The 20,822-nt window shown below is 62.3% G+C and carries 16 protein-coding genes; 6 read left to right on the top strand and 10 right to left on the bottom strand.

Annotation, left to right across the window (positions count from 1 at the left end; all coding sequences use genetic code 11):
- Positions 1–26 precede the first annotated feature (26 nt).
- Positions 27–2,270 carry an ATP-binding protein gene (locus tag AC0Z42_RS10165; RefSeq protein ID WP_485468094.1) on the top strand — a complete coding sequence of 748 codons (2,244 nt, stop codon included), beginning with the start codon at positions 27–29 and terminating at the stop codon, positions 2,268–2,270.
- Between the two features lie 14 nt (positions 2,271–2,284).
- Positions 2,285–2,740, top strand: coding sequence for a response regulator (locus AC0Z42_RS10160; protein ID WP_485468093.1), 456 nt, complete (start codon positions 2,285–2,287; stop codon positions 2,738–2,740).
- Positions 2,741–2,757: 17 nt separating this feature from the next.
- Here the strand turns inward: AC0Z42_RS10160 and AC0Z42_RS10155 are convergent, their stop codons facing one another.
- Positions 2,758–4,362 carry a response regulator gene (locus AC0Z42_RS10155; RefSeq protein ID WP_485468092.1) on the bottom strand — a complete coding sequence of 535 codons (1,605 nt, stop codon included), beginning with the start codon at positions 4,360–4,362 and terminating at the stop codon, positions 2,758–2,760.
- Positions 4,363–4,563: 201 nt separating this feature from the next.
- Here AC0Z42_RS10155 and AC0Z42_RS10150 point away from each other — a divergent pair, with 201 nt between their 5' ends.
- Together AC0Z42_RS10150 and AC0Z42_RS10145 are read left to right on the top strand one after the other, a co-directional pair.
- Positions 4,564–6,246, top strand: a complete 1,683-nt coding sequence (locus AC0Z42_RS10150; protein WP_485468091.1) for an AMP-binding protein — start codon at positions 4,564–4,566, stop codon at positions 6,244–6,246.
- 120 nt (positions 6,247–6,366) lie between these two features.
- Positions 6,367–6,840: a type II secretion system protein gene (locus AC0Z42_RS10145; protein ID WP_485468090.1), complete on the top strand. Its 474-nt coding sequence runs from the start codon at positions 6,367–6,369 to the stop codon at positions 6,838–6,840.
- A 3-nt stretch (positions 6,841–6,843) separates the two neighbouring features.
- On the opposite strand, the gene AC0Z42_RS10140 is transcribed toward AC0Z42_RS10145, so the two are convergent.
- The 8 genes from AC0Z42_RS10140 to hutC form a co-directional block, all read right to left on the bottom strand.
- Positions 6,844–8,766, bottom strand: coding sequence for an AAA family ATPase (locus AC0Z42_RS10140; protein ID WP_485468089.1), 1,923 nt, complete (start codon positions 8,764–8,766; stop codon positions 6,844–6,846).
- 272 nt (positions 8,767–9,038) lie between these two features.
- Positions 9,039–10,763 (bottom strand): ArnT family glycosyltransferase, encoded by a 1,725-nt coding sequence (locus tag AC0Z42_RS10135; RefSeq protein WP_485468088.1) that lies wholly within the window; start codon positions 10,761–10,763, stop codon positions 9,039–9,041.
- 155 nt (positions 10,764–10,918) lie between these two features.
- Positions 10,919–11,188, bottom strand: a complete 270-nt coding sequence (locus AC0Z42_RS10130; protein WP_065309606.1) for a type B 50S ribosomal protein L31 — start codon at positions 11,186–11,188, stop codon at positions 10,919–10,921.
- Between the two features lie 284 nt (positions 11,189–11,472).
- Positions 11,473–12,735, bottom strand: coding sequence for a transcription termination factor Rho (gene rho / locus AC0Z42_RS10125; protein WP_034746249.1), 1,263 nt, complete (start codon positions 12,733–12,735; stop codon positions 11,473–11,475).
- Positions 12,736–12,890: 155 nt separating this feature from the next.
- Positions 12,891–13,217, bottom strand: coding sequence for a thioredoxin TrxA (gene trxA / locus AC0Z42_RS10120; RefSeq protein ID WP_485468087.1), 327 nt, complete (start codon positions 13,215–13,217; stop codon positions 12,891–12,893).
- 191 nt (positions 13,218–13,408) lie between these two features.
- Positions 13,409–13,828, bottom strand: coding sequence for a response regulator (locus tag AC0Z42_RS10115; protein WP_485468086.1), 420 nt, complete (start codon positions 13,826–13,828; stop codon positions 13,409–13,411).
- A gap of 38 nt (positions 13,829–13,866) precedes the next feature.
- Positions 13,867–17,223: a PAS domain-containing hybrid sensor histidine kinase/response regulator gene (locus AC0Z42_RS10110; protein WP_485468085.1), complete on the bottom strand. Its 3,357-nt coding sequence runs from the start codon at positions 17,221–17,223 to the stop codon at positions 13,867–13,869.
- Positions 17,224–17,545: 322 nt separating this feature from the next.
- Entirely contained in the window at positions 17,546–18,265 is a 720-nt protein-coding gene (hutC, locus tag AC0Z42_RS10105; RefSeq protein WP_485468175.1) for a histidine utilization repressor, read from the bottom strand.
- A gap of 163 nt (positions 18,266–18,428) precedes the next feature.
- On the opposite strand from hutC, the gene ada reads away from it, so the two are divergent.
- The gene (gene ada, locus AC0Z42_RS10100) at positions 18,429–19,484 is read left to right on the top strand and encodes a bifunctional DNA-binding transcriptional regulator/O6-methylguanine-DNA methyltransferase Ada (protein ID WP_485468084.1); all 1,056 of its coding nucleotides are present in this window, start codon (positions 18,429–18,431) and stop codon (positions 19,482–19,484) included.
- On the top strand, positions 19,481–20,173 hold the full coding sequence (locus AC0Z42_RS10095) for a 2OG-Fe(II) oxygenase (protein WP_485468083.1): 693 nt from the start codon (positions 19,481–19,483) through the stop codon (positions 20,171–20,173). Before ada ends, AC0Z42_RS10095 begins: the two co-directional genes overlap by 4 nt.
- A 9-nt stretch (positions 20,174–20,182) precedes the next feature.
- Here the strand turns inward: AC0Z42_RS10095 and AC0Z42_RS10090 are convergent, their stop codons facing one another.
- Positions 20,183–20,701 (bottom strand): hypothetical protein, encoded by a 519-nt coding sequence (locus tag AC0Z42_RS10090; protein ID WP_485468082.1) that lies wholly within the window; start codon positions 20,699–20,701, stop codon positions 20,183–20,185.
- Positions 20,702–20,822: the final 121 nt, after the last annotated feature.

Genomic DNA, 20,822 nt, shown 5'->3' with positions numbered 1-20,822 from the left:
CGGCCCGCGTTGCCGACATACCCGCCATGATGCCAGCCGCTACCGCCCCGCCTGTACTCAATCTCACCGCCTGCGACCAGGAACCGATCCGCATTCCCGGCAGCATCCAGCCGCATGGCTTTTTGCTGACGCTGCCCCAGGATGGCGCGCGGCATGTCCTGCAGGCGTCAGCCAATCTGGCGCAGATCACCGGCGTGGCGTTTGAGCCGGCGCTGCAACAGGACTTGTCGGCCATCCTCGGCGAACAGGCCGGCGCGCAGATCGAGGCGGAACTGGCCCAGGGCACGCTGGGCGCCCAGCCGACCCATATGGGCACCATCCGCGTGGCCGGGGCCGGCTACTTCGATGTGCTGGGCCATGTGCATGACCGCTTGCTGCTGCTTGAATTCGAAGCCGTCAGCCGCGCCACGCCGCCCGATTTTCGCTATCTGTACCCGAAGGTGGGAAGCTTCCTGTTGAAAATCAACGATGTGCAGGATGTGGCCGAGATGAGCTTGCTCGCCGCGCAGCAACTCCGCGACGTTACCGGCTTTGGCCGCGTGATGGTGTACCAGTTCGACCGCGATGGCCATGGCCATGTGCTGGCGGAAAGCCGCGACGAAAGCTATGACTCCTACCTGGGGCTGCGCTTTCCCGCCACCGATATTCCGCGCCAGGCGCGCGAGCTGTACATGCTCAACCGCATACGCCTGATCCAGGACGCCAATTACACGCCGGCGCGCATTGAGCCGGCGATGAATCCCGTCACGGGCCTGCCGAATGATTTGTCGCATGCGGCCTTGCGCAGCGTCTCGCCGATACACTTGCAGTACATGCGCAACATGGGCACGCTGGCCTCGATGTCGGTGTCGCTGATCGTCAAGGGCCAGTTGTGGGGCCTGATTTCCTGCCATCACGCGACGCCCTTGCCGGTGGCCTTCGAGCAGCGCACCGTGTGCGAACAGCTGGGGCAGATACTGTCGCTGTGCATCGAATCGCGCACCGACGCCGGCGAATTGCAATTTCGTTTGGAGGTGCGGCGTACCATGGTCAGCATGCTGGCCGGCCTGTCGCAGCAGAATGTCGACTTTGCCGACAGCCTGTGCAGCGTGTTTCCCGAGCTGCTGCGCTTTGCCCGCGCCAGCGGTGCGGCCATCGTGGTGGGCGACCGTGTCATGACGTATGGCAACGCACCGGATGAGCATGAGGTGGGCGAACTGGTGCAGTGGCTGGGCGAAAACGGCCATGGCGAGGTGTTCCATACCGATCATCTGGGCAGCGTCTACCCGCCGGCACAGGCCTATGCGCGCCACGGCAGCGGCTTGCTGTCGATGTCGATCTCGCGCATCCACCCACACTACCTGCTGTGGTTCCGGCCGGAAGTGGTGCAGACGGTCGACTGGGCCGGCCAGCCGCAGGACAAGAGCGGGCAGGGGCCTTTGACGCCGCGCAGCAGTTTCGACAGCTGGCGTGAAACCATCCACGGCATCAGCGCACCCTGGCATGAAGGCGAGATCGAGCTGGCGGTCGAGTTTCGCGGCGCCTTGCTGGGCATCGTGCTTGAGCGTGCCGAGCAGATGGCCGAGCTGGCCGAAGAGCTGGGCCGCATCAACAAGGAACTCGAAGCGTTTTCGTATTCCGTCTCGCACGACCTGCGCGCGCCGCTGCGCCATATCGCCGGCTTTGCCGATCTGCTGATGGAAACGGCGGGCGCGGAAGACCTGGACAAGCGCCGCCGCTTCCTCAAAAACATCAAGGATTCGGCGCGCCTGGCCGGCAAGCTGGTCGATGATTTGCTGAGTTTTTCACAGATGGGCCGCGCTGCCCTCCATCCCAGCCCGGTAAACATGGCGGACCTGGTACGCAGCTGTATCCAGAAGCTGGCGCTCGATATCCGCGAACGCCAGGTCGAGTGGGAGATCGGCGCCTTGCCCACCGTGCGGGCTGATCCGACCTTCGTGCAACTGGCGCTGTACAACCTGTTGTCGAACGCCGTTAAATTTACCAGCCACAAGGAGGTTGCGCATATTGCCGTGACCGCCACCGAGAACGCCAAGGAAGTGGTGTTCCAGGTGGCCGACAATGGCGCCGGCTTCAATATGGACTATGTCCACAAATTATTCGGCGTATTCCAGCGCCTGCACCGCATGGAAGATTTTCCCGGCACCGGCATCGGCCTGGCCAATGTGCGCCGCATTATCGAGCGCCATGGCGGCCGCGTGTGGGCCCAGTCCACCCAAGGCGCTGGCGCCACTTTTTCGTTCAGCATTCCCAAAGACATTGATATTTAAGGTAAGGACAGCCTATGTTAAAACCCATTTTATTGGTCGAAGATAATCCGCATGACCTGGAACTGACCCTGATCGCCCTGGCCAAGAGCCAGCTGGCCAATGAGGTCATCATCGCCCGCGACGGCGCCGAAGCGCTCGATTACCTGCTGTGCCGCGAACAGTTCGCCGCGCGCGAAGCGGGCAATCCGGCGGTGGTGCTGCTCGATCTGAAATTGCCCAAGGTCGATGGGCTGGAAGTGCTGGCGGAAATCCGCAGCACGCAGGCGCTGCGCAGCATCCCGGTGGTGATGCTGACCTCGTCCAAGGAAGAGCAGGATCTGTTGCGCAGCTATGAGCTGGGCGTGAACGCCTATGTCGTCAAGCCGGTCGATTTCGAGGAATTCGTGCGCGCGATTGCCGACCTGGGCATTTTCTGGGCCGTGCTCAATGAACCGCCGCCAGGATCGCACCGCTATATCAAGCCGCAATAAATTCAAGCTGCCATAAACTATGCAGCAGACTTGCTCCGGCGCAGCAAATGCCGGATGCGGTTGCTCAGCACGTCGGGCGTGTACGGTTTTTGCAGCAGGTTGACGCCGGGATCGAGCCGCCCTTCATGCGCCAGCACGCCTTCCGCATAGCCTGAGGTAAACAAGATCTGCGTGTCGGGCAGGTGCTCGCGCACCGCTTCGCTCAATTGCAGGCTGCTGATTTCACCAGGCATGATGACGTCCGTAAACACCAGGTCGATCGGTATGCCCGAGCGCACCAGGTTCAGTGCCGCGCCCGCATGGGGCGCCTGCAGCACGCGGTAGCCCAGCGCCGACAGCAGCTCGACGGTGGAGCGGCGCACCTCTTCCTCGTCTTCCACCACCAAAATGGTTTCCAGGCCGCGGCTCAGTGGCGCCACCGGGGCTTCCTCGACCAGCAGTGCGTCCTGTTCATTGCGTAACAGGAAAATCTTCACACTGGTGCCTACCCCCAGTGCGCTCTTGAGGATGATCTCGCCGCCCGATTGCTTGACGAAGCCATACGCCATGCTCAGGCCCAGGCCGGTACCCTGGCCGGTCGGCTTGGTCGTGAAGAACGGCTCGAAGGCGCGCTGCAGCACGGCCTCTTCCATGCCGACACCGGTGTCGGCAATTTCCAGCATCACATAATCGTCGTTGCCCACTTCCGACAACTGCATCGAACCGGCGTTGATATTGCGGGCGCGCATGGTCAAAGTGCCGCCGGCCGTCATCGCGTCGCGCGCATTGATGGCCAGGTTCAGCAGCACGTTGTTGAGCTGGTTGGCGTCGACCATGGTGCTCCACAGGCCGTCCTCGATATCGGTGTCGATGGTGGCGCGCGGGTCCAGCAGGCGGCGTATCATGTCGCCCATGTCGCGCAGCACCTGGCCCGGATTGATCAGCTGCGCCTGCAGCGGCTGGCGCCGCGCAAATGCCAGCAGATGGGCCGACAGCTTGGCGCCCCGTTCCACGCCGGCCAGCGCCACTTCGATGCGGCTGGCAGCCTTCTCGCTGACGCCGCCCAGCAGCTTGATCAGTTGCAAATTGCCGCCAATAATCTGCAGCACATTGTTGAAATCGTGGGCCACGCCGCCCGTCAGCTGGCCGATGGCTTCCATTTTTTGCGCCTGGTGCAGGGCCGACTGGCTGACGGCCAGTTCTTCCTGGCTCAGCCGCAAGGAGATAAAGGCGGCGTCGCGCTGCTGGCGGGCGATATACGCGCCGCTGTGATAGCGCACCCGGGCCAGCAGTTCGCGCGGGTCCGGCCATTTCACCAGGTAGTCATTGGCGCCGGTGGCAAACGCCTTGACCTTGATCGAAGGGTCGTCCTCGGACGACAGCAGCACCACCGGGATATGTTCGGTGGCGGGGTCGCCGCGCAGCATGCGGATCACGTCAAAACCGTCGGCGCCGGGCATGCGCAAATCGACCAGCACAGTGGTGGCACCCGTTTCGCGCGCCAGCGCCACCGCCATTTCCGAACGCGCATCGTAGCGCAGGGTGACGTCCGCCTCGCGTTCGAGGCCATAAGCGATCAGATCGAGCGCGATGGCCTCGTCGTCGATCAGCAAAACGGAAATGCGCGGAGTTTCTTGAGTCATAAGCAAGCCAGGTGGAAGGTACTATCCAGCTTCCCGAGCCGGCATGCAAATATTTTACATGAGCTTGATTCGTTGCATCGTCAAGCAATGCTGCCGTGCGCTGGTTTTCAGGCAATTGATCATCGAGCCGCGTGTCAAGGGACGTTGCGGCTATAATTTTTGCTCCGAGAGCGCAAAAGCGCCCCTTACCCTGGAGACGGTATGCAAGACATGAGTTATGTGCACGGTGCCCACGAGACATCGTTGATCGGCGCGACCATCGGCGCTTATCTGGACGCCATCGCGGCCCGCCACGAACACAACGACGCTTTGATCGTGGCGCACCAGGACGTGCGCTGGACCTACGGCCAGTTCCGGCAGCGCGTGCACCGCCTGGCGGCCGGCTTGCTGAAACTGGGCCTGCAGCCGGGCGAGCGCGTCGGCATCTGGTCGCAGAACTGCGCCGAATGGGTGCTGACCCAGTTCGCCACCGCCAAGGCGGGCCTGATCATGGTCAATATCAACCCTGCCTACCGCCGCTCTGAGCTTGAATACGTGCTCGACAAGGTGACCTGCAGCGCGCTGATCCTGTCGCCCAGCTTCAAGTCCAGCGATTACCTGGCCATCGTGCAGGATGTGGTGCCAGAGATCGCCACCAGCCGCGCCGGCCAGTTGCAGTCAAACCGCTTGCCGCAGCTGCGCCATGTGATCCGCCTGGGCCAGGACACCACGCCGGGCATGCACAACTTTGACAGCTTGATGGACGGCATCACCGAGGCCGACCTGGCCCATCTGGAAACGGTCAGCGCTACCCTGCAGTTCGATGACGCCGTGAATATTCAATTTACCTCCGGCACCACCGGCGCGCCGAAAGGGGCGACGCTGACGCACCACAATATTCTCAACAACGGTTTCTTCATCGGCGAGGCCATGCGCCTGACCGAACGCGATCGCCTGTGCATACCGGTGCCGCTGTACCACTGCTTCGGCATGGTGCTGGGCAACCTGGCCTGCGTCACGCATGGCGCGGCGATGGTGTTTCCCGGCGAAGGATTCGATCCGAAAGCAGTGCTGGAAACCGTGCAGGCCGAGCGCTGCACCGGCTTGCATGGCGTGCCGACCATGTTCATCGCGATGCTCGACCACCCTGACTTCAAACAATACGATTTGTCGAACTTGCGCACCGGCATCATGGCCGGCTCGCCATGCCCGATGGAAGTCATGACGCGTGTGATCGAGCTGATGCACATGGACGAGATCACGATTGCCTATGGCATGACGGAAACCTCGCCCGTCAGTTTCCAGACCGCGATCGAAGACCCGCGCGAGATGCGTGTGTCCTCGATCGGCCGCGTGCATCCGCACCTGGAAGTGAAAATCATCGATGGCGAAGGACGCATCGTGCCGCGTGGCGAAAAGGGCGAGTTGCTGACGCGTGGCTATTCGGTAATGCAGGGCTACTGGGGCGACCCTGAAAAAACCGCCGAAGCGATCGACACGGCGCGCTGGATGCACACGGGCGACCTGGCCGTGATCGACGCCAACGGCTTTTGCAGCATCGTCGGCCGCTCGAAAGACATGGTGATACGCGGCGGCGAAAACATCTACCCGCGCGAAGTGGAGGAGTTTTTATACCGCCACCCCAGCGTGCTCGACGTGCAATGCGTGGGCGTGCCGGACGCCAAATACGGCGAAGAGCTGTGCGCCTGCATTATTTTGCGCCCCGGCACGCAAGCGACCACCGCCGAGGACATCCGCGCCTTTTGCGACGGCCAGATCGCCTACTACAAGATTCCCCGCTATGTGCGCTTTGTCGAGGAATTCCCGATGACGGTGACCGGCAAGATCCAGAAGTATCTGCTGCGCAAGCAGGTGGCGACAGATCTGGGCCTGGCGGCAGATTGAGAAAGGAAATTGCTTACATGCAATATTTTTTTGCAGTAAAATAATTGAAAATTTCTTAATGCAACGATGGTGCGTGCCCGGAATCCAGCCATCAGCCATTGCTATTGTCGAAAAACCGCCATGAATGTATCGCCACGCCGTTTGACATCTGCCCAGGGCGGCTTTACGCTGGTAGAGCTGATTTCGGTCATCGTTATCCTGGGCATCCTGGCGGCGACGGCGTTGCCGAAGTTCGCCGATCTGGGCAGCGATGCGCGCAGGGCCACCATCAGGGCGGCCAGCGGTGCGCTGGCAAGCGTCAATGTCATGGTGCATGGAAAGTGGCTGGTCACCGGTTCAACCACCAAGACCATCGACATGGAAGGGGTCGCCGTGGCCATCGTCAACGGCTATCCCTCGTCCGCCGCCACCACCGCCACCGCGGCTGGCCTGACTGCCGATGACTGGACCATCATCGTCAACGGCCGCGACCTGATCATCCGCGCCAAAGGGGCTCGTACGCCGGCCAACTGCAAGGCGACCTATTCCGAGGCCGTGGTTGACAACAACGTGCTGACGCCTTCCGCAGTCAAGGTCGTCGACAGCGATTGCTGACACTCATGCTGCGTGTAACTGTGGCAATGACTGCTGCAAATGCTCTTCCAGCAGTTCGAACACGGCATCCTTGGACAGCACATAGCGTTCCAGCAGCACCACCTTGATCGCTTCGATGGCGCCGCGATAGTCGGCGATGGCGTCCAGGGTGTAGCTGTACAGTTCGTCTGCCTTGGCTTCCACCAGGGCCAGCGTGCGCTCGTCGCCGTGTTCGTGTTTCAGCTGGCGGTAGTCCAGCTTGGAGCGCGAGTACATCGACAGTTTGTTGACCATGGTGTCGAGCAGGGTGGTGGCTTTTTCAATATCGTTCTGGCTGCCCACCGAGATGCCGCGCGCGCCATAGAACAGTTCTTCGGCCGCCACGCCGCCGTACAGGCCAATCACGTCGCGTTCCAGTTCTTCCAGTGTACGCAGCGACAAATCGTCGCCCGACGACAGCACATAGCCAAGCGCGCCGATCTTCGAGACGGCTTCGGTACTGATTTTCAGCAAGTGCGACTTCTGCTTGACCTCGGTCAAAGGCATGCCCGCGCGCAAGTAAGGGTCGATCTGCATGAAGAAGTGGCCCAGCTCGTGCAGGGCGATGCGTTCGCGCTGCAAGTGTTTTTCGGCGGTGGCGGCGCGGTCGGCCAGACCAATCGTGGCCCGTTCAAACGCGCGAAACAGCAAATCGGTATCGATCAGCACTTTTTCCTGGATCGCCAGCATGCTGGCGCGCTCGACCACGGTTTCCAGCAGCGCCGGGCTGAGGTTGGCCGTCACTTCGGCCACCTGCGCCAGGTCCAGCTGCGGCCAGTCGACGCAGCCATCGGCTTTTTGCGACAAGAAATGTTTCAGCAGCGCGCCGCGTTCGGCCTTGTTAGGCAGGCGGAAATTGATTTTCACCGGGAAGCGGCGCAGCATCGCTTCATCCATCTGGCTCGAGGCATCGTCGAAGTTCGAGGCGACGATCCAGATCACGCCCGCGCCTTCGCTGCTTTTCACGCCGTCGAGCAAGCCCAGCAGGGTATTGGCCGTATCGTCTTCCCATTTGCGTTCGCCGCGTCCGCGCGGCATGAACAGCGATTGCGCTTCGTCGAGGAAAATGATGCAGTTGCCGCGTGCGCAAGCCTTGCGGTACAGCGCATTCAATGCCTTGGCGCCGCCGCCCACATAGCCCGATTCCAGCGCCGAGCCCGATGCTTGTATCAATGGAATATCGAGCCGCTTGGCCAGGTAGCCAGCCAGCTTGGTCTTGCCAGTACCGGCCGGGCCCGTCAGCATCACATTGAAGGGCTTGTCGATATTGTGCGATTTGTACACGCTGCGGTTGCGTATCATGTCTTCCAGGTGCAGCACTTCCTGCTTGATATCGTCCATGCCGATCAGGTCGTCCAGGCTGCCCTTGAGCTTGCCAGGCGCGATCACGCTGGCGCTCACGCCCATGCCGGGGATGCCGAATTTCAGCACGCACAGCAGCAACAGCACCAGCGCGATATCGACCGCATGACGCTGCAGAAAGGCGCCAGCTTCATCCATCGGGCCATCGTCGCCGTCCTGCAGCACCGCCTTGTGCGAGGCCAGGTAGGCGTCGGTGGCGATGGCGTACGGCAAGCCATGCTTGAGCAGCACCTCGCGTTCCAGGCTCAGGTGCGAGGTGGCCGGGACTTTCACCACGTGAATAGCCGGTGCATCCTTGAATTTGAAGATGTAGCGCGGGGTTTCCGACAGCGGCTTGGCCAGCAGTAAATATTCCAGGCGCGCGCGCTGCGCCGGCAAGGCCGTGATCTCGCCGATATTTTGCGAGCGCAGCAGGGGACTGGCGTCCTGCGCGACGGAATTGGTGAAATACAGCGCGGCGGCGACGCCGGCCACCAGGCAGCTTGCCAGGGCCAGACGGACATAGGTGTTCCGGAGCGCAAGCCGGAGTTGGTACAGAAAGGGCATGAAGGACTCGGATGGTAAGCCGGGCTGGCGGGGCAGGGCAGCGGCAGACGATTGTTTGGAGCGTAGCGCAGGTCGCGGCAGCGTGTCGATTGGACATGCTGCGAGGCAACATACTAGTGCAGACTATAGCGCCGTCCCGAGGCTTTGTGACGTGGTTGCCATAAAAAAAGGCAGGCGAAACAACAGCTTGGCGATGTGCCAATGTCACTGTGTCAAGCCTGCTGCGGCGAAAAAAAACCGGGTTGAAAAACCCGGTTTTGGATATCGTGGGCTTATTTCACCCGCTGGTACAGGCGGAAGCGTTCGGCGTCGTCGGTAGCGCGGCGCCCTTCCCACAGTTTGATCCAGTCGGCGCCATGCTGTTCCTGCAACTGATCCTTGCCATCGCGTTTTCTGCTGCTGTCTTGCAACAGCAGCAGATCGCAGCGCTGCTGTTCCACGCCGGCAAATGGCAGCCGGCCGTAGTAGGCGAATGAGGCGCGTTGCGCCGACCCTACGTTGGTATTGATGCAGGCGTTGCCTGGCGGCAGGTTGACGGAAATCTGGTGCGCCACGCTGGCGTAACTCTTGCTGTAGTTCAGTTCGGGCAGGAACAAGGTCATGATCAGCACCCAGATCAGAATCAGGCCGCCCGACGACAGCACGACGGCGCGCCACAGCACGGCTGGCTGGCGCGAGATGCGCCAGTGCACCAGCGCGATCCAGCCGGCGGTGGCGCAGGCGGCGACAAAGAACGCCGCCAGGCCCAGTTCAGGCTTGAATCCTGGCAACAGCTTCAGGGCGTTGTGGGCCAGCTTCGGCGGCCAGCCGGTCAGGGTGGCAAACCAGAACAGCCACAGCACAAAGGCGCAAATGGTCAGCACCATCACCGAGAACCAGTCGATGGCGTTGATGGCGCCGCGCTTCATGGTCAACAGGCCAAAGGCGGCCATTACGGCCAGCGGCGGCAGCAGCGGCAGCAGTTGCGCCGGGTCGGGATCGGGATGGAACATGGCCAGCAAGGCCAGCATGGCGACAAAGGTCAGCGGCACAACGATGTGCAGCACATGGTGCTGGCGGCGCCAGGCGTACACGGCCCAGGCAGCAAACGGCCAGGCTGGCCAGAAGAACCAGATGCCGACGCGGAAGAAATACACCATGCTCTGGCGGTCCGGCAGGCTGAACTGATGGCAGTTCCAGTCCATCCAGGCTTGCAGTGGTGAATGGCCGTACGGTTGCAACAGTTCACCGGGCAGCAGCCAGGCCATGGTCAGCAAGGCGCCGACCAGCACCGCCAGCGCCAGGTGGCCTACGCTGCGCAGTAGCGGCAGGCGCAGGAATACCGAGCACAACAGTAATGACAGGGTCAGCGCCGCCGGCGTGATCCAGCCGCGCGTCAGGGTCAGGCCGCCCAGCGCCAGGCCCATCAGCACGGCATTGCGCAGCGATGCGCGTTCCACATAGCGCACGGCGCGGTACACCATGTAGGCCATCAGCGACACATACAGCGCCTCGGCCGTGATGTCGTGGCTGTGTTGCAGCAGGCCCAGGCAACCGAGGTAAATCAGGACGGCCGCGTCGGCCAGGGTGCGGCCGAAGTCGTCCGGCTCGGGCTGGCCGCCAAAGGCCAGGCGCAGCGGCTGGGCGTCGGGGCGCCGGCCCAGGTTGAAGGCGGTGTACCAGACCGACAGGGCGCTGATGACGAAGATGCCGATGGTCGACATGCGCGCGGCAAACACTTCGTTGCCGATCCAGCCGAACAGCTTGATGAAAATGGCGCCCAGCCAGAATGCCAGCGGGCCTTCGTCGGGCATCGACATGCCGGCGATATTCGGCCACAGCCAGTCAGCCAGGCTGCCGTGCGCCATGGTCCACATGATGCCGAAGCTGGCGGCGTCATCGTTCTTCCACGGTTCGCGGCCGATCAGGCCAGGCAGGATGTACAGCAGGCCAAGCGCAAACAAGGCCCATCGTGGCAGCGCGAGTGTGGCAGCGGCGGGAAGGCGGACTGGCTTCATCGATGGTGGTATCAGTAAAAAGGAATCTGGGACGCGTGCGGACGCGCCGGGCTAAGCGGCAGTATAAGGTAAAGCGCTGAAAGACAAAAAAGGCAGCCGTGGCTGCCTTTTTGTTGGCAGCCGAAGCTGCCTGTTTTTGCCGCAAGCGGCAAAAATCAGCCTGCTGCGACTGCGGTTTTCGAACCGACGGAACCGAATTTCTGACGGAACTTCTCGACGCGGCCAGCCGTGTCGACGATTTTGTGCTTGCCCGTGAAGAATGGGTGCGATTCAGCCGACACCTCGATTTTCACCAGCGGGTATTCTTTACCGTCGTGGGTGATTTTTTCGCGGGTCTGGATGGTCGAACGGGTAACGAATTTGAAATCGCACGACAGGTCGTGGAAAACAACTTCGCGGTAATCTGGATGGGTATCGACTTTCATGGTCTTCTCTCTAGTTTGGTAGCCAAACAGCACTTCGTCGGTCGTCTTGCTTCTTGACCCGATTGCCGATCACTTGCCAGGTTTAAATAAATGCAACCGTCGATTATATAGCGGTTTGCGGGTGGCGGCAATAAAAAAGCCGCTCAACGAGCGGCTTTATCGGCAGCATTTTGCCACCGGGGAGGGAGAAACCGTAGCGAGCAGGCCTGAGTTGCGATTGAGTAGCGCAGCCGTACTTTAGTACGGTGAGCAACGGAGATCGCAAATCTGGCCGCGCAGTAGGTTTATCCCCCCCGGCGCATCATGTCGAAGAACTCGGCGTTGTTCTTCGTGGCTTTCATCTTGTCGAGAATGAACTCCATCGCCTCGATCTCGTCCATCGAGTACAGCAACTTGCGCAGGATCCAGATTTTTTGCAGTTCGTTCGGCTTGATCAGCAGTTCTTCGCGGCGGGTACCCGATTTGTTCAGGTTGATCGCCGGGTAGACGCGTTTTTCGGCCAGGCGGCGCTCCAGGTGGACTTCCATGTTGCCGGTACCCTTGAATTCCTCAAAGATCACGTCATCCATGCGCGAACCAGTTTCGATCAGGGCGGTGGCGATGATGGTCAGCGAGCCGCCTTCTTCGATATTGCGCGCGGCGCCGAAGAAGCGTTTCGGACGTTGCAGCGCATTGGCGTCGACACCACCGGTCAGGACCTTGCCCGAGGCAGGGATCACGGTGTTGTAGGCGCGCGCCAGGCGGGTGATCGAGTCGAGCAGGATCACCACGTCTTTTTTCATTTCAACCAGGCGCTTGGCTTTTTCCAGCACCATTTCAGCGACCTGCACGTGGCGCGTGGCCGGTTCGTCGAAGGTCGAGGCAACCACTTCGCCGCGTACCGAACGCTGCATCTCGGTCACTTCTTCCGGACGTTCGTCGATCAAGAGCACGATCAGCGTGATGTCGGGGTGGTTCGCCGTGATCGCATGCGCGATGTGCTGCAAGATCACGGATTTGCCGGATTTCGGTGACGCCACCAGCAGGCCGCGCTGGCCTTTGCCGATCGGGGCGATCAGGTCGATGATGCGGCCGGTGATGTTTTCCTGCCCATTCATTTCACGTTCCAGGCGCAGCGGCTCGTTCGGGTGCAGCGGCGTCAGGTTTTCAAACAGGATGCGGTGTTTCGACATCTCCGGCGATTCGCCGTTGACCTTGTCGACTTTGACCAATGCGAAATAGCGTTCGCCATCTTTCGGGGTCCTTACCTCGCCCTCGATCGAATCGCCGGTGTGCAGATTGAAGCGGCGGATTTGCGAAGGGGAGATGTAGATGTCGTCGGTGGACGCCATGTAGCTGGCGTCGGGCGAGCGCAGGAAGCCGAAGCCGTCAGGCAGCACTTCCAGGGCGCCGTCGCCAAAAATCTGTTCGCCGGACTTGGCGCGTTTTTTCAGGATCGCAAACATCAGCTCCTGTTTGCGCAAGCGGGCCGCGTTGTCAATGTCAAGACCGATCGCCATCTCAAGCAGGGCGGATACGTGTAGGGCCTTTAGTTCGGATAAATGCATATATGTTGAGTGTCCCGAGACGGGAGGTAAAGGTAGGGGAGGGAACTGCGTGGCGTTGATTAATTATCAGGGAAGGGACAGCGTATGGTGCTTCAAGCCGCTTCCCGGTCTATCGAGTCAGGCAGCGCTGCGGGCGCAGCGCCACCTATCATACATTAAATATTGCTGTCGACGAAAGCGGTCAGCTGGCCCTTGGCCATGGCGCCGACTTTTTGCGCCGCTGCTTCACCGTTCTTGAACAGGATCAGGGTCGGAATGCCGCGGATGCCGAACTTGGCAGGTACTGCCTGGTTCGAATCGACGTCCATCTTGGCGATCTGGATGCGGCCGGCATATTCCTTGGCCACTTCTTCCAGGATAGGCGCGATGGCCTTGCATGGACCGCACCACTCAGCCCAGAAGTCAACCAGGACTGGCAAGTCGGATTTCAGGACGTCTGCTTCAAAAGAAGCATCGCTAATGTGTTTGATGTTTTCGCTCATATTTTCCTCAAATGAGGGTGGGATCAATAATGCCTGGAATTAACCATACGCTGGTTCGCCATCCACGCTTCCTGGAGTACATCTGGCAGGTGGGGGCGATGGGCACAAATTCAATGTTCTTGGAAGGTGCGACCAGGGGTATGCAGGCGGGGATGGCTGAAATAATAACCCATTTTTTCAAAGTGTGGAGATTATTGCGGAAAAACTTGGCGACTTATCTGCAAGGCAATCATTTGCTGCAGTTCGGTGGTCGCCAGCGGCTTGCGGAAGGCGCCCAGAATACGCAGGCCATTGGCCAGCGCCAGCCGTTCTGCCGCCTGGCGGATGGCCGAATGCAGGCCCGACAGCAGCACCACGCCGCCCTGGAAGCCGATCTCGGCCGCCATGCGCAAAAACTCGATGCCATCCATGTCGGGCAGCGACAGGTCGCAGATCAGCAAGTCGGGCTGGTGCTGGCGCAGCGCGTCCAAGGCGCCCATGCTGCCGGTCTCGCAGCGGATGTCGAAGCTGCCCTGCTGGCCCAGCATTTCGGCCAGCACGTCGAGCATGAAGATGTCGTCGTCAAGCAGCAGTACGCGTAGCAGCGCCGGCGGCGGAAAATCATTATTCATCGCAAATACTTTCGGTCTGGGCGCCAACCTTGCCTGGCTTAATCGTCATTGGCAAAGCTGGTGTTGTGCATGATCTGTTCGGTAATCTGTCCCAGCAGTAGCCACAAACGCTTGAGGATGTGGCGGGCCTGTTCGACTTCCGCCTCGATATTGCTGTGAGGCAAGTTTTCCAGGCTGTTGCACAGCTCGGACATGCCCAGCGCGCCCACCGTGCGCGCCGACGATTTGATGCGGTGACCCAGCTCGCGTACCTGCGCCACGTCGCCACGGTCGAGCGCCACATCGATGTCGGCAAAGCCGTCCTGCGTCGTTTGCAGGAACTTGAAGGCGAACTTGCGCACTTTTTGCGGGTTATAGCCCAGCAGCTTGGCCAGGATCGACAGGTCGATCACCTGCGGGTCGCCGGCCAGGGTGGTCTTGAAGGCCGGTGCGCTGCGAGTGCGCACGGGCGGTGGCGGCGTGTCGCGCGCCGGCAGCCAGCCGGCGATGGTCTGGTACATCATGGCTGGCTGGATCGGCTTGGAAATGAAGTCGTCCATGCCCGCCTCCAGGCAGCGCACCCGGTCTTCGCTGGTGGCTGTGGCCGTCATGGCCAGCACGCGCAGCTGGGCCAGACGGGGATCGGCGCGGATCAGGCGGGTAGCCTGCAAGCCATCCATCAGCGGCATCTGCACGTCCATCAGCACGCAGTCGAACTGTGCCTGGCGCAGCAAATCGAGCGCTTCGACGCCATTGTTGGCCAGGCACACCGAGGCGCCCGCTTCTTCCAGCAGTTCCAGCGCCACCTGCTGGTTGAAGGTGTTGTCTTCCACCAGCAAGATGCGGGCATGCTTGAGCGCCCCCATCACCAGCGCCGCATCGGCGCTGGCGCGCATGGCTTGCGCGCTTTTCAGCATGGTGTCGAGCAGGGCGGGCGCGGCCTGGCTTGATACGCCCAGGCGGGCCGTGAACCAGAAGGTGCTGCCCAGGCCCGGGCTGCTGTCGACGCCGACATCGCCGCCCATCAGTTGGGCCAACTGCTTGCTGATGGCCAGGCCCAGGCCGGTGCCGCCATATTCGCGCGTGGTCGAGGTGTCGGCTTGCTGGAACGACTGGAACAATTTGCTCATTTCATCCTGCGACAGGCCGATGCCGTGGTCGCACACTTCAAAGCGCACCAGGCAATGGCGCTCGTCGCCGACCACCTTGCGCACTTTCACGGTAATGCTGCCCTGTTCGCTGAACTTGATGGCGTTATTGGCGTAGTTGATCAGGACCTGGCCCAGCCGCAACGGGTCGCCCACCAGGATCGGCGGCAGTTGCGGGTCGATCTCGAACAGCAGTTCCAGGTTCTTGCCGGCCGCGCGCGGCGCCACCACCGTGTTGAGGGTCTGGATCACATGGTCGAAGCTGAAGTTGACGTGTTCGATCTTCAGCTTGCCGGCCTCGATCTTGGAAATATCGAGGATGTCGTCGATGATGCCCAGCAGGTGTTCGCCGGCAAAGCGGATCTTTTCCAGGTAATCGCGCTGGCGCGGCTCCAGGTCGGTTTTCAGCGCCAGGTAGGCCATGCCGATCACGCCATTCATCGGCGTGCGGATTTCATGGCTCATGTTGGCCAGGAACTGGCCCTTGGCCAGACTCGCTTCCTCGGCCACCTGCTTGGCCTGGTCGAGCTGCTCGGTGCGCTGCGCCACGCGCTCTTCCAGGTGTTCGTTCAGTTCGCGCAAGGTAATCTCGCTGCGCTTGTGCCAGGTGATGTCGGTCAGGCTGGCCACCACCATGCCCACCTTGCCATATTCGTCGCGGATGGCTTCGGTATTCACCGACAGCCAGCACAGGTTGCCGTCCAGCTGCTGCACCCCCATCACCACGTCGCGCATGGCCTGGCCGGTCGACAGGGTAATGTGCACCGGATGGCTGTGCTGCTCGAAGGTCGAGCCGTCTTCGCGAATCGCTTGCCACAGGCTGTTGCCGGCGCGGCTGGCGGCCAGCATGCGCCCGGCGGCCGCATTGCTTTCCAGAATATGGCCTTCGCTGTTCTGCACCACCAGGCCGTTGGTGACGGCGCCGAACACCGAGGCCATGCGCTGGCTGGAATTGGACAGCGCGATCGAGGCCTGGCGCCGCTCAGTGATGTCGGTGATCATTGCCAGGGTGCCGCCCGGTTCGCCGTGGTCCGACTGGATGCTGCTGCTCGACAGCAAGCCCCACATGCTGGACTGGTCCTTGCGGAAGAAGCGGAAATCGACCTGGTCCGGCTGGCTGGGATGATTGCCAACGCTGCCCAGGCTGTCGAGGCGGCGCTGCATCAGCAGCTGGCTGTCGCGGTCCATGAATTCAAGCAGGGGGCGGCCCAGCATTTCCTGCACCGTATAGCCGAGCATGTGCGCCATCTTCGGATTGACAAAGGTGGTCTGGCCGGCGCTGTTGGTCATCCAGATGCCTTCGGCCGCCGTCTGCACGATCAGGCGGTAGCGTTCGGAGCTGGCGTGCAGGGCCTCTTCGGCGCGCTGGCGCTGCGTCATGTCGCGCAGCGAAACGATGGAATACACCTGGCCGGCCATGCGCAGCGGCGACAGGCTGACCTTGGCCGGAAAGTGCGAACCGTCGCGGCGGCGCGCCATCATCACCCGGCCGGGCAGGCTGTGGCGCGACTGCGCATCGCCGGCCGTCTGGCCTTGCGTGCTGTCCGGCACCAGTTGTTCGAGCGAGGTGCCGATGATGTCGGCCAGCGGGTAGCCGAAGCAGCGCGCGCCGATCTGGTTGGCGAAATGCACGCGGCCGTCGACGTCGGCGATCAGCATCGCTTCGGGCGCCGCTTCGAGCATGCTGCGCATGCGCGCCTGTTCGTCGGCCTTGCGCTCGGCGATGTCGCACAGGATGCCGCTGGCCTGCACCGGTGCGCCATCGGAGGCGCGCGCCAGCACCGCGCCGCGCAGCAGCAGCCAGCGCCATTGGCCGTCGCCATGGCGCAAGCGAAATTCACAACTGACGGGCGCCGGCGCCTGGCCATCGAAATGCTGGCGGAACGCATTTTCCAGGCGAACACGGTCATCGCGGTGTACTTCGGCCAGCCAGCCGGCCAGGGTATGCTCCAGGCTGGCTTTCTTGTCGCCCAGCATGCTGCGATACAGGCTGGACATGGTCAACCGGTCGCCCGTGCTCTGCCAGGACCAGCCTGCCAGCACGGCGCCTTGCAGCGCCTGCGCCGCCGGTCCGCCGCTGTCCTGCAGGCTGCCCATTGGTCTGCCCTGCAGTTGCCGGCGCAGCCGCCAGGCTTGCCATGCAGTAACACCAGCCAGCGCCGTGGCGCTCGCTGCCAGCCAGGGCCATGCGCCCGGGCCCGCGCCGGCATCGCTGGCCGCCGCCGGCGCCGCCCAAGCCAGCGACGGCCAGCCGCAGGCAAGCAGCATCCGGGCGAGCCGATGCTGCGCAAGCCGCCGCAGACGTCGTACGCTGGATATGGTGAGGCTGCGACGCGACAAATGCATCCCTTTCTGCTGCGTGATAAAGCCTGGCTCTGGGGCGATGGTGCGGGCCGGCACACGGCCGGCATCCTGTTCTGGCGGCAACTATAGCACCGAATATTTATACCGACTATCTAACTTCCATTGCTGTGCAAAAGGCAAATTTTTTGTCGAAGAATGATCGTCTTCCGGCCTCAAGTGATAATCCGTGAGAAAAAAACGCTGTAATTCATGCTAGATAGATAGCATCATGATAGTGTCTATTTGATCAGCTGAACGAGCCGGCAAACTGGTAGCGGTGGCCCGGATGCCACATGGTGGCAATCGAGGCTATCTTGTCGCTTGAGCGGGTCTGGCGGCGCAGCACCAGGCAAGCCTGTTTCATGTCGATCGCCAGCATGTCGGCGATATTGCGCGGCGCCGACAGCGCTTCGATGCTATAGGTAGCGCCCTGCAGCGGCGCGGCCGCCATCAGGTATTCATTGGGCGTGATGACGGCAAAATCCTGCGCCATGTAATCGGGCGCGCAGGCCGGATTGACCCAGCGGTCTTCCACCTGGATCGGCACGCCGTTTTCAAAGTGCACGATCAGCGAATGGAACAGCTTTTGCTCGGACGGCAGGCCGAACTGCCTGGCCAGCAGCTCGGATGGCTTGACGTGTTCGAGCACTTGCAGCTTGCTGCGGTGCAAATGGCCGCGCGCGCGCACCTCGTCGGCGATGCTCTTGATTTCCAGCAGCGTGGCCTGGTATTTTTGCTGCGCCACATAGGTACCGGCGCCCTGGCGCCGCGTCAGCACCTGCTCGCTGGTCAGTTCGCGCACGGCGCGGTTGACCGTCATGCGCGAAACGCCAAACTGCTTGACCAGCGCCTGCTCGGACGGGATCACGTCGCCTTCCTTCCAGCGCCCGGCGGCGATGCCGGCCAACAAAAAGTCCTTGATGCGCTGGAAAATGGGCGTATTTTCTTGTGTAATCTGGTCGTCCAATGCAATCTCTCCGAAGCGCAAGGCCGCGCAGCCCGGTGGCGGCGCGATGGGCGATTTTAGCACCGCCGCCGGTCTTCGAATTCAAAAGCAAGAGCCGGAGTGCGGCATGCCGCGCCACATGTCAGCATGGTGACCATTGATCAGGCAAAACAGGGAGTGCACCATGCAACATCCATATGCAAACGACGAAGCGCGCTGGGACGCGGTACGCCAGCGCGACGCCGCCGCCGACGGCGTGTTTTATTACTCGGTGCGCAGCACCGGCGTGTACTGCCGCCCGTCGTGCGCGGCGCGCCCGGCCCTGCGCGCCAACGTCGCTTTCCACGCCAGTTGCGCCGAGGCCGAAGCGGCCGGTTTTCGCCCCTGCCTGCGCTGCAAACCGGGCCAGCCGCCGCTGGCCGAGCGCCAGGCGGCCATCGTCGCGCAAAGTTGCCGGCTGATCGAGGCCAGCGACGACCTGCCGGACCTGGATACTTTGGCGCAGGCGGCCGGCATGAGCCGCTTTCATTTCCACCGCGTCTTCAAGGCGCACACCGGCATTACGCCGAAAGCCTATGCGGCGGCGCGCCGTGGCGAACGGGTGAAAGCCGGTCTGGCCCGGCCGGGTACGGTCACCGATACCCTGTATGCGGCCGGCTTCAATTCCAGTGGCCGTTTCTATGCCGCCACCCCAGCTTTGCTGGGCATGACGCCGGGCGCCTTTCGCGCCGGCGGTAGCGGCGCCGTGATCCGCTTCGCACTTGCCGCCTGCTCGCTCGGCGCGCTCCTGGTTGCCAGCACCGACAGGGGCGTGTGCGCCATCCTGCTGGGTGACGATGCGGAAACCTTGCTGCGCGACCTGCAGGACCGCTTTCCGCAGGCTGACCTGCGCGGCGCCGAACCGGATTATGAACAGACTGTGGCCAGGGTCATCGGCCTGGTCGAAGCGCCCGTGCTGGGCCTGGACCTGCCGCTCGACGTGCGCGGCACGGCCTTCCAGCAGCGCGTCTGGCAGGCACTGCGCGAGATACCCGCCGGCAGCACCGTCAGCTATGCGGAACTGGCGCGGCGCATCGGCGTGCCCACCGGTGCGCGCGCCGTGGCTGGCGCTTGCGCCGCCAATGCGCTGGCGATTGCAATTCCCTGCCACAGGGTGGTGCGCAATGACGGCGCGCTGTCCGGCTACCGCTGGGGCGTGGAGCGCAAGCAGCAGTTGCTGGAGCGCGAGGCGGGCAAATGAAAACGGCGCTTGACTGGCAGGCCATCGAGGACGACCTGAACCACCATGGCTGCGCCGTCTTGCCCGGCCTGCTGGACACCGGCGCCTGCCTGGCCCTGGCGGCGCACTATGATCACCCGCAGCATTTTCGCAGCCGGGTGGTAATGGCGCGCCATGGTTACGGGCGCGGTGAATATCAGTATTTTGCCTATCCGCTACCGGAACCGTTGGCGGCCTTGCGCGCGGTGCTATATGCGCCGCTGGCGGCGATCGCCAATCGCTGGCAGGCGGCGCTGGGGCTGGAGGCGCGCTTTCCGCCGGAACATGACGCCTTCCTGGCGCGTTGCCATGCGGCAGGGCAGACGCGGCCCACGCCGTTGCTGCTGCGCTACGGTGAGGGCGATTACAACTGCTTGCACCAGGATCTGTATGGCGAGCATGTGTTTCCGCTGCAACTGGCCGTGCTGCTATCGCGCCCGCAGGTCGATTTCACGGGCGGCGAATTCGTGCTGACCGAACAGCGCCCGCGCATGCAGTCGCGGGTGGAAGTGGTGCCTTTGCTGCAGGGCGACGCCGTCATCTTTGCCGTCGCGCAGCGCCCCGTCAATGGCGTGCGCGGCAGTTACCGGGTCAGCATGCGCCACGGCGTGTCGCGCCTGCGCTCGGGTGCGCGGCATACCTTGGGCGTGATTTTTCACGACGCCAGCTGAAGGACTGGACTATTTCGGCACCGCATGTTGCTCGCAACTGGTGTCCGTCCTGCTGCGTTCGCCGCGCGGCAGTTGCACCGCGCGCAGGCCACCGGCGCCATCGGCCAGCACGCAAAATTGCGCGTCATACAACGAGGTGGGATCGGATGCGGATGGTGGCCTGCCCATGAAGCCGACGCTGTAAGTCTTGCCTGGCTGTAGCGCCTTGGCCTGGCTGGCTTCAACGCCGGCCGGCACATCGCCATAGCGCAGGCAGCCGTTGTTCGGCAACTGGTAGTCGGGATCGCCGGGCGAGGCGTTCGGGAACGTGACCACCCAGATCGTTTCCCAGTCGCTGGGGCGCTGTTCACTGATGAACAGCCGCTTGAGGCGGGTTTTGCCGCGCGAGCGTTCCTCTTCCTGCGCGATCCTGAAGCAGGGCGCGCCCGCTTCGGTCACGACCGCCGCCGCTCCCATGCGCGAGGTGGCGCTGGCGGGCATGCTGGCCAGCAGCAGGGATATCAATAACAAGTAAGGGTAGATGGACATGGCTGGCCTTTTGTGGTGGAGCGCCTGGGCAGGTTTCTTCTCGCCATGCTGGCATTTCGCGTGATGGGAGTGTCTTCTGGCTGCGGGTGGCGTCGGCAGGATCACCGGGCCCGCCGTTCAG

The sequence above is a fragment of the Janthinobacterium sp. 1L-D-8-B-C4 genome (genome assembly GCF_057291295.1).
Note: the sequence above shows the minus strand (reverse complement) of the source record. Positions and strands in the feature narration are given on the sequence as shown.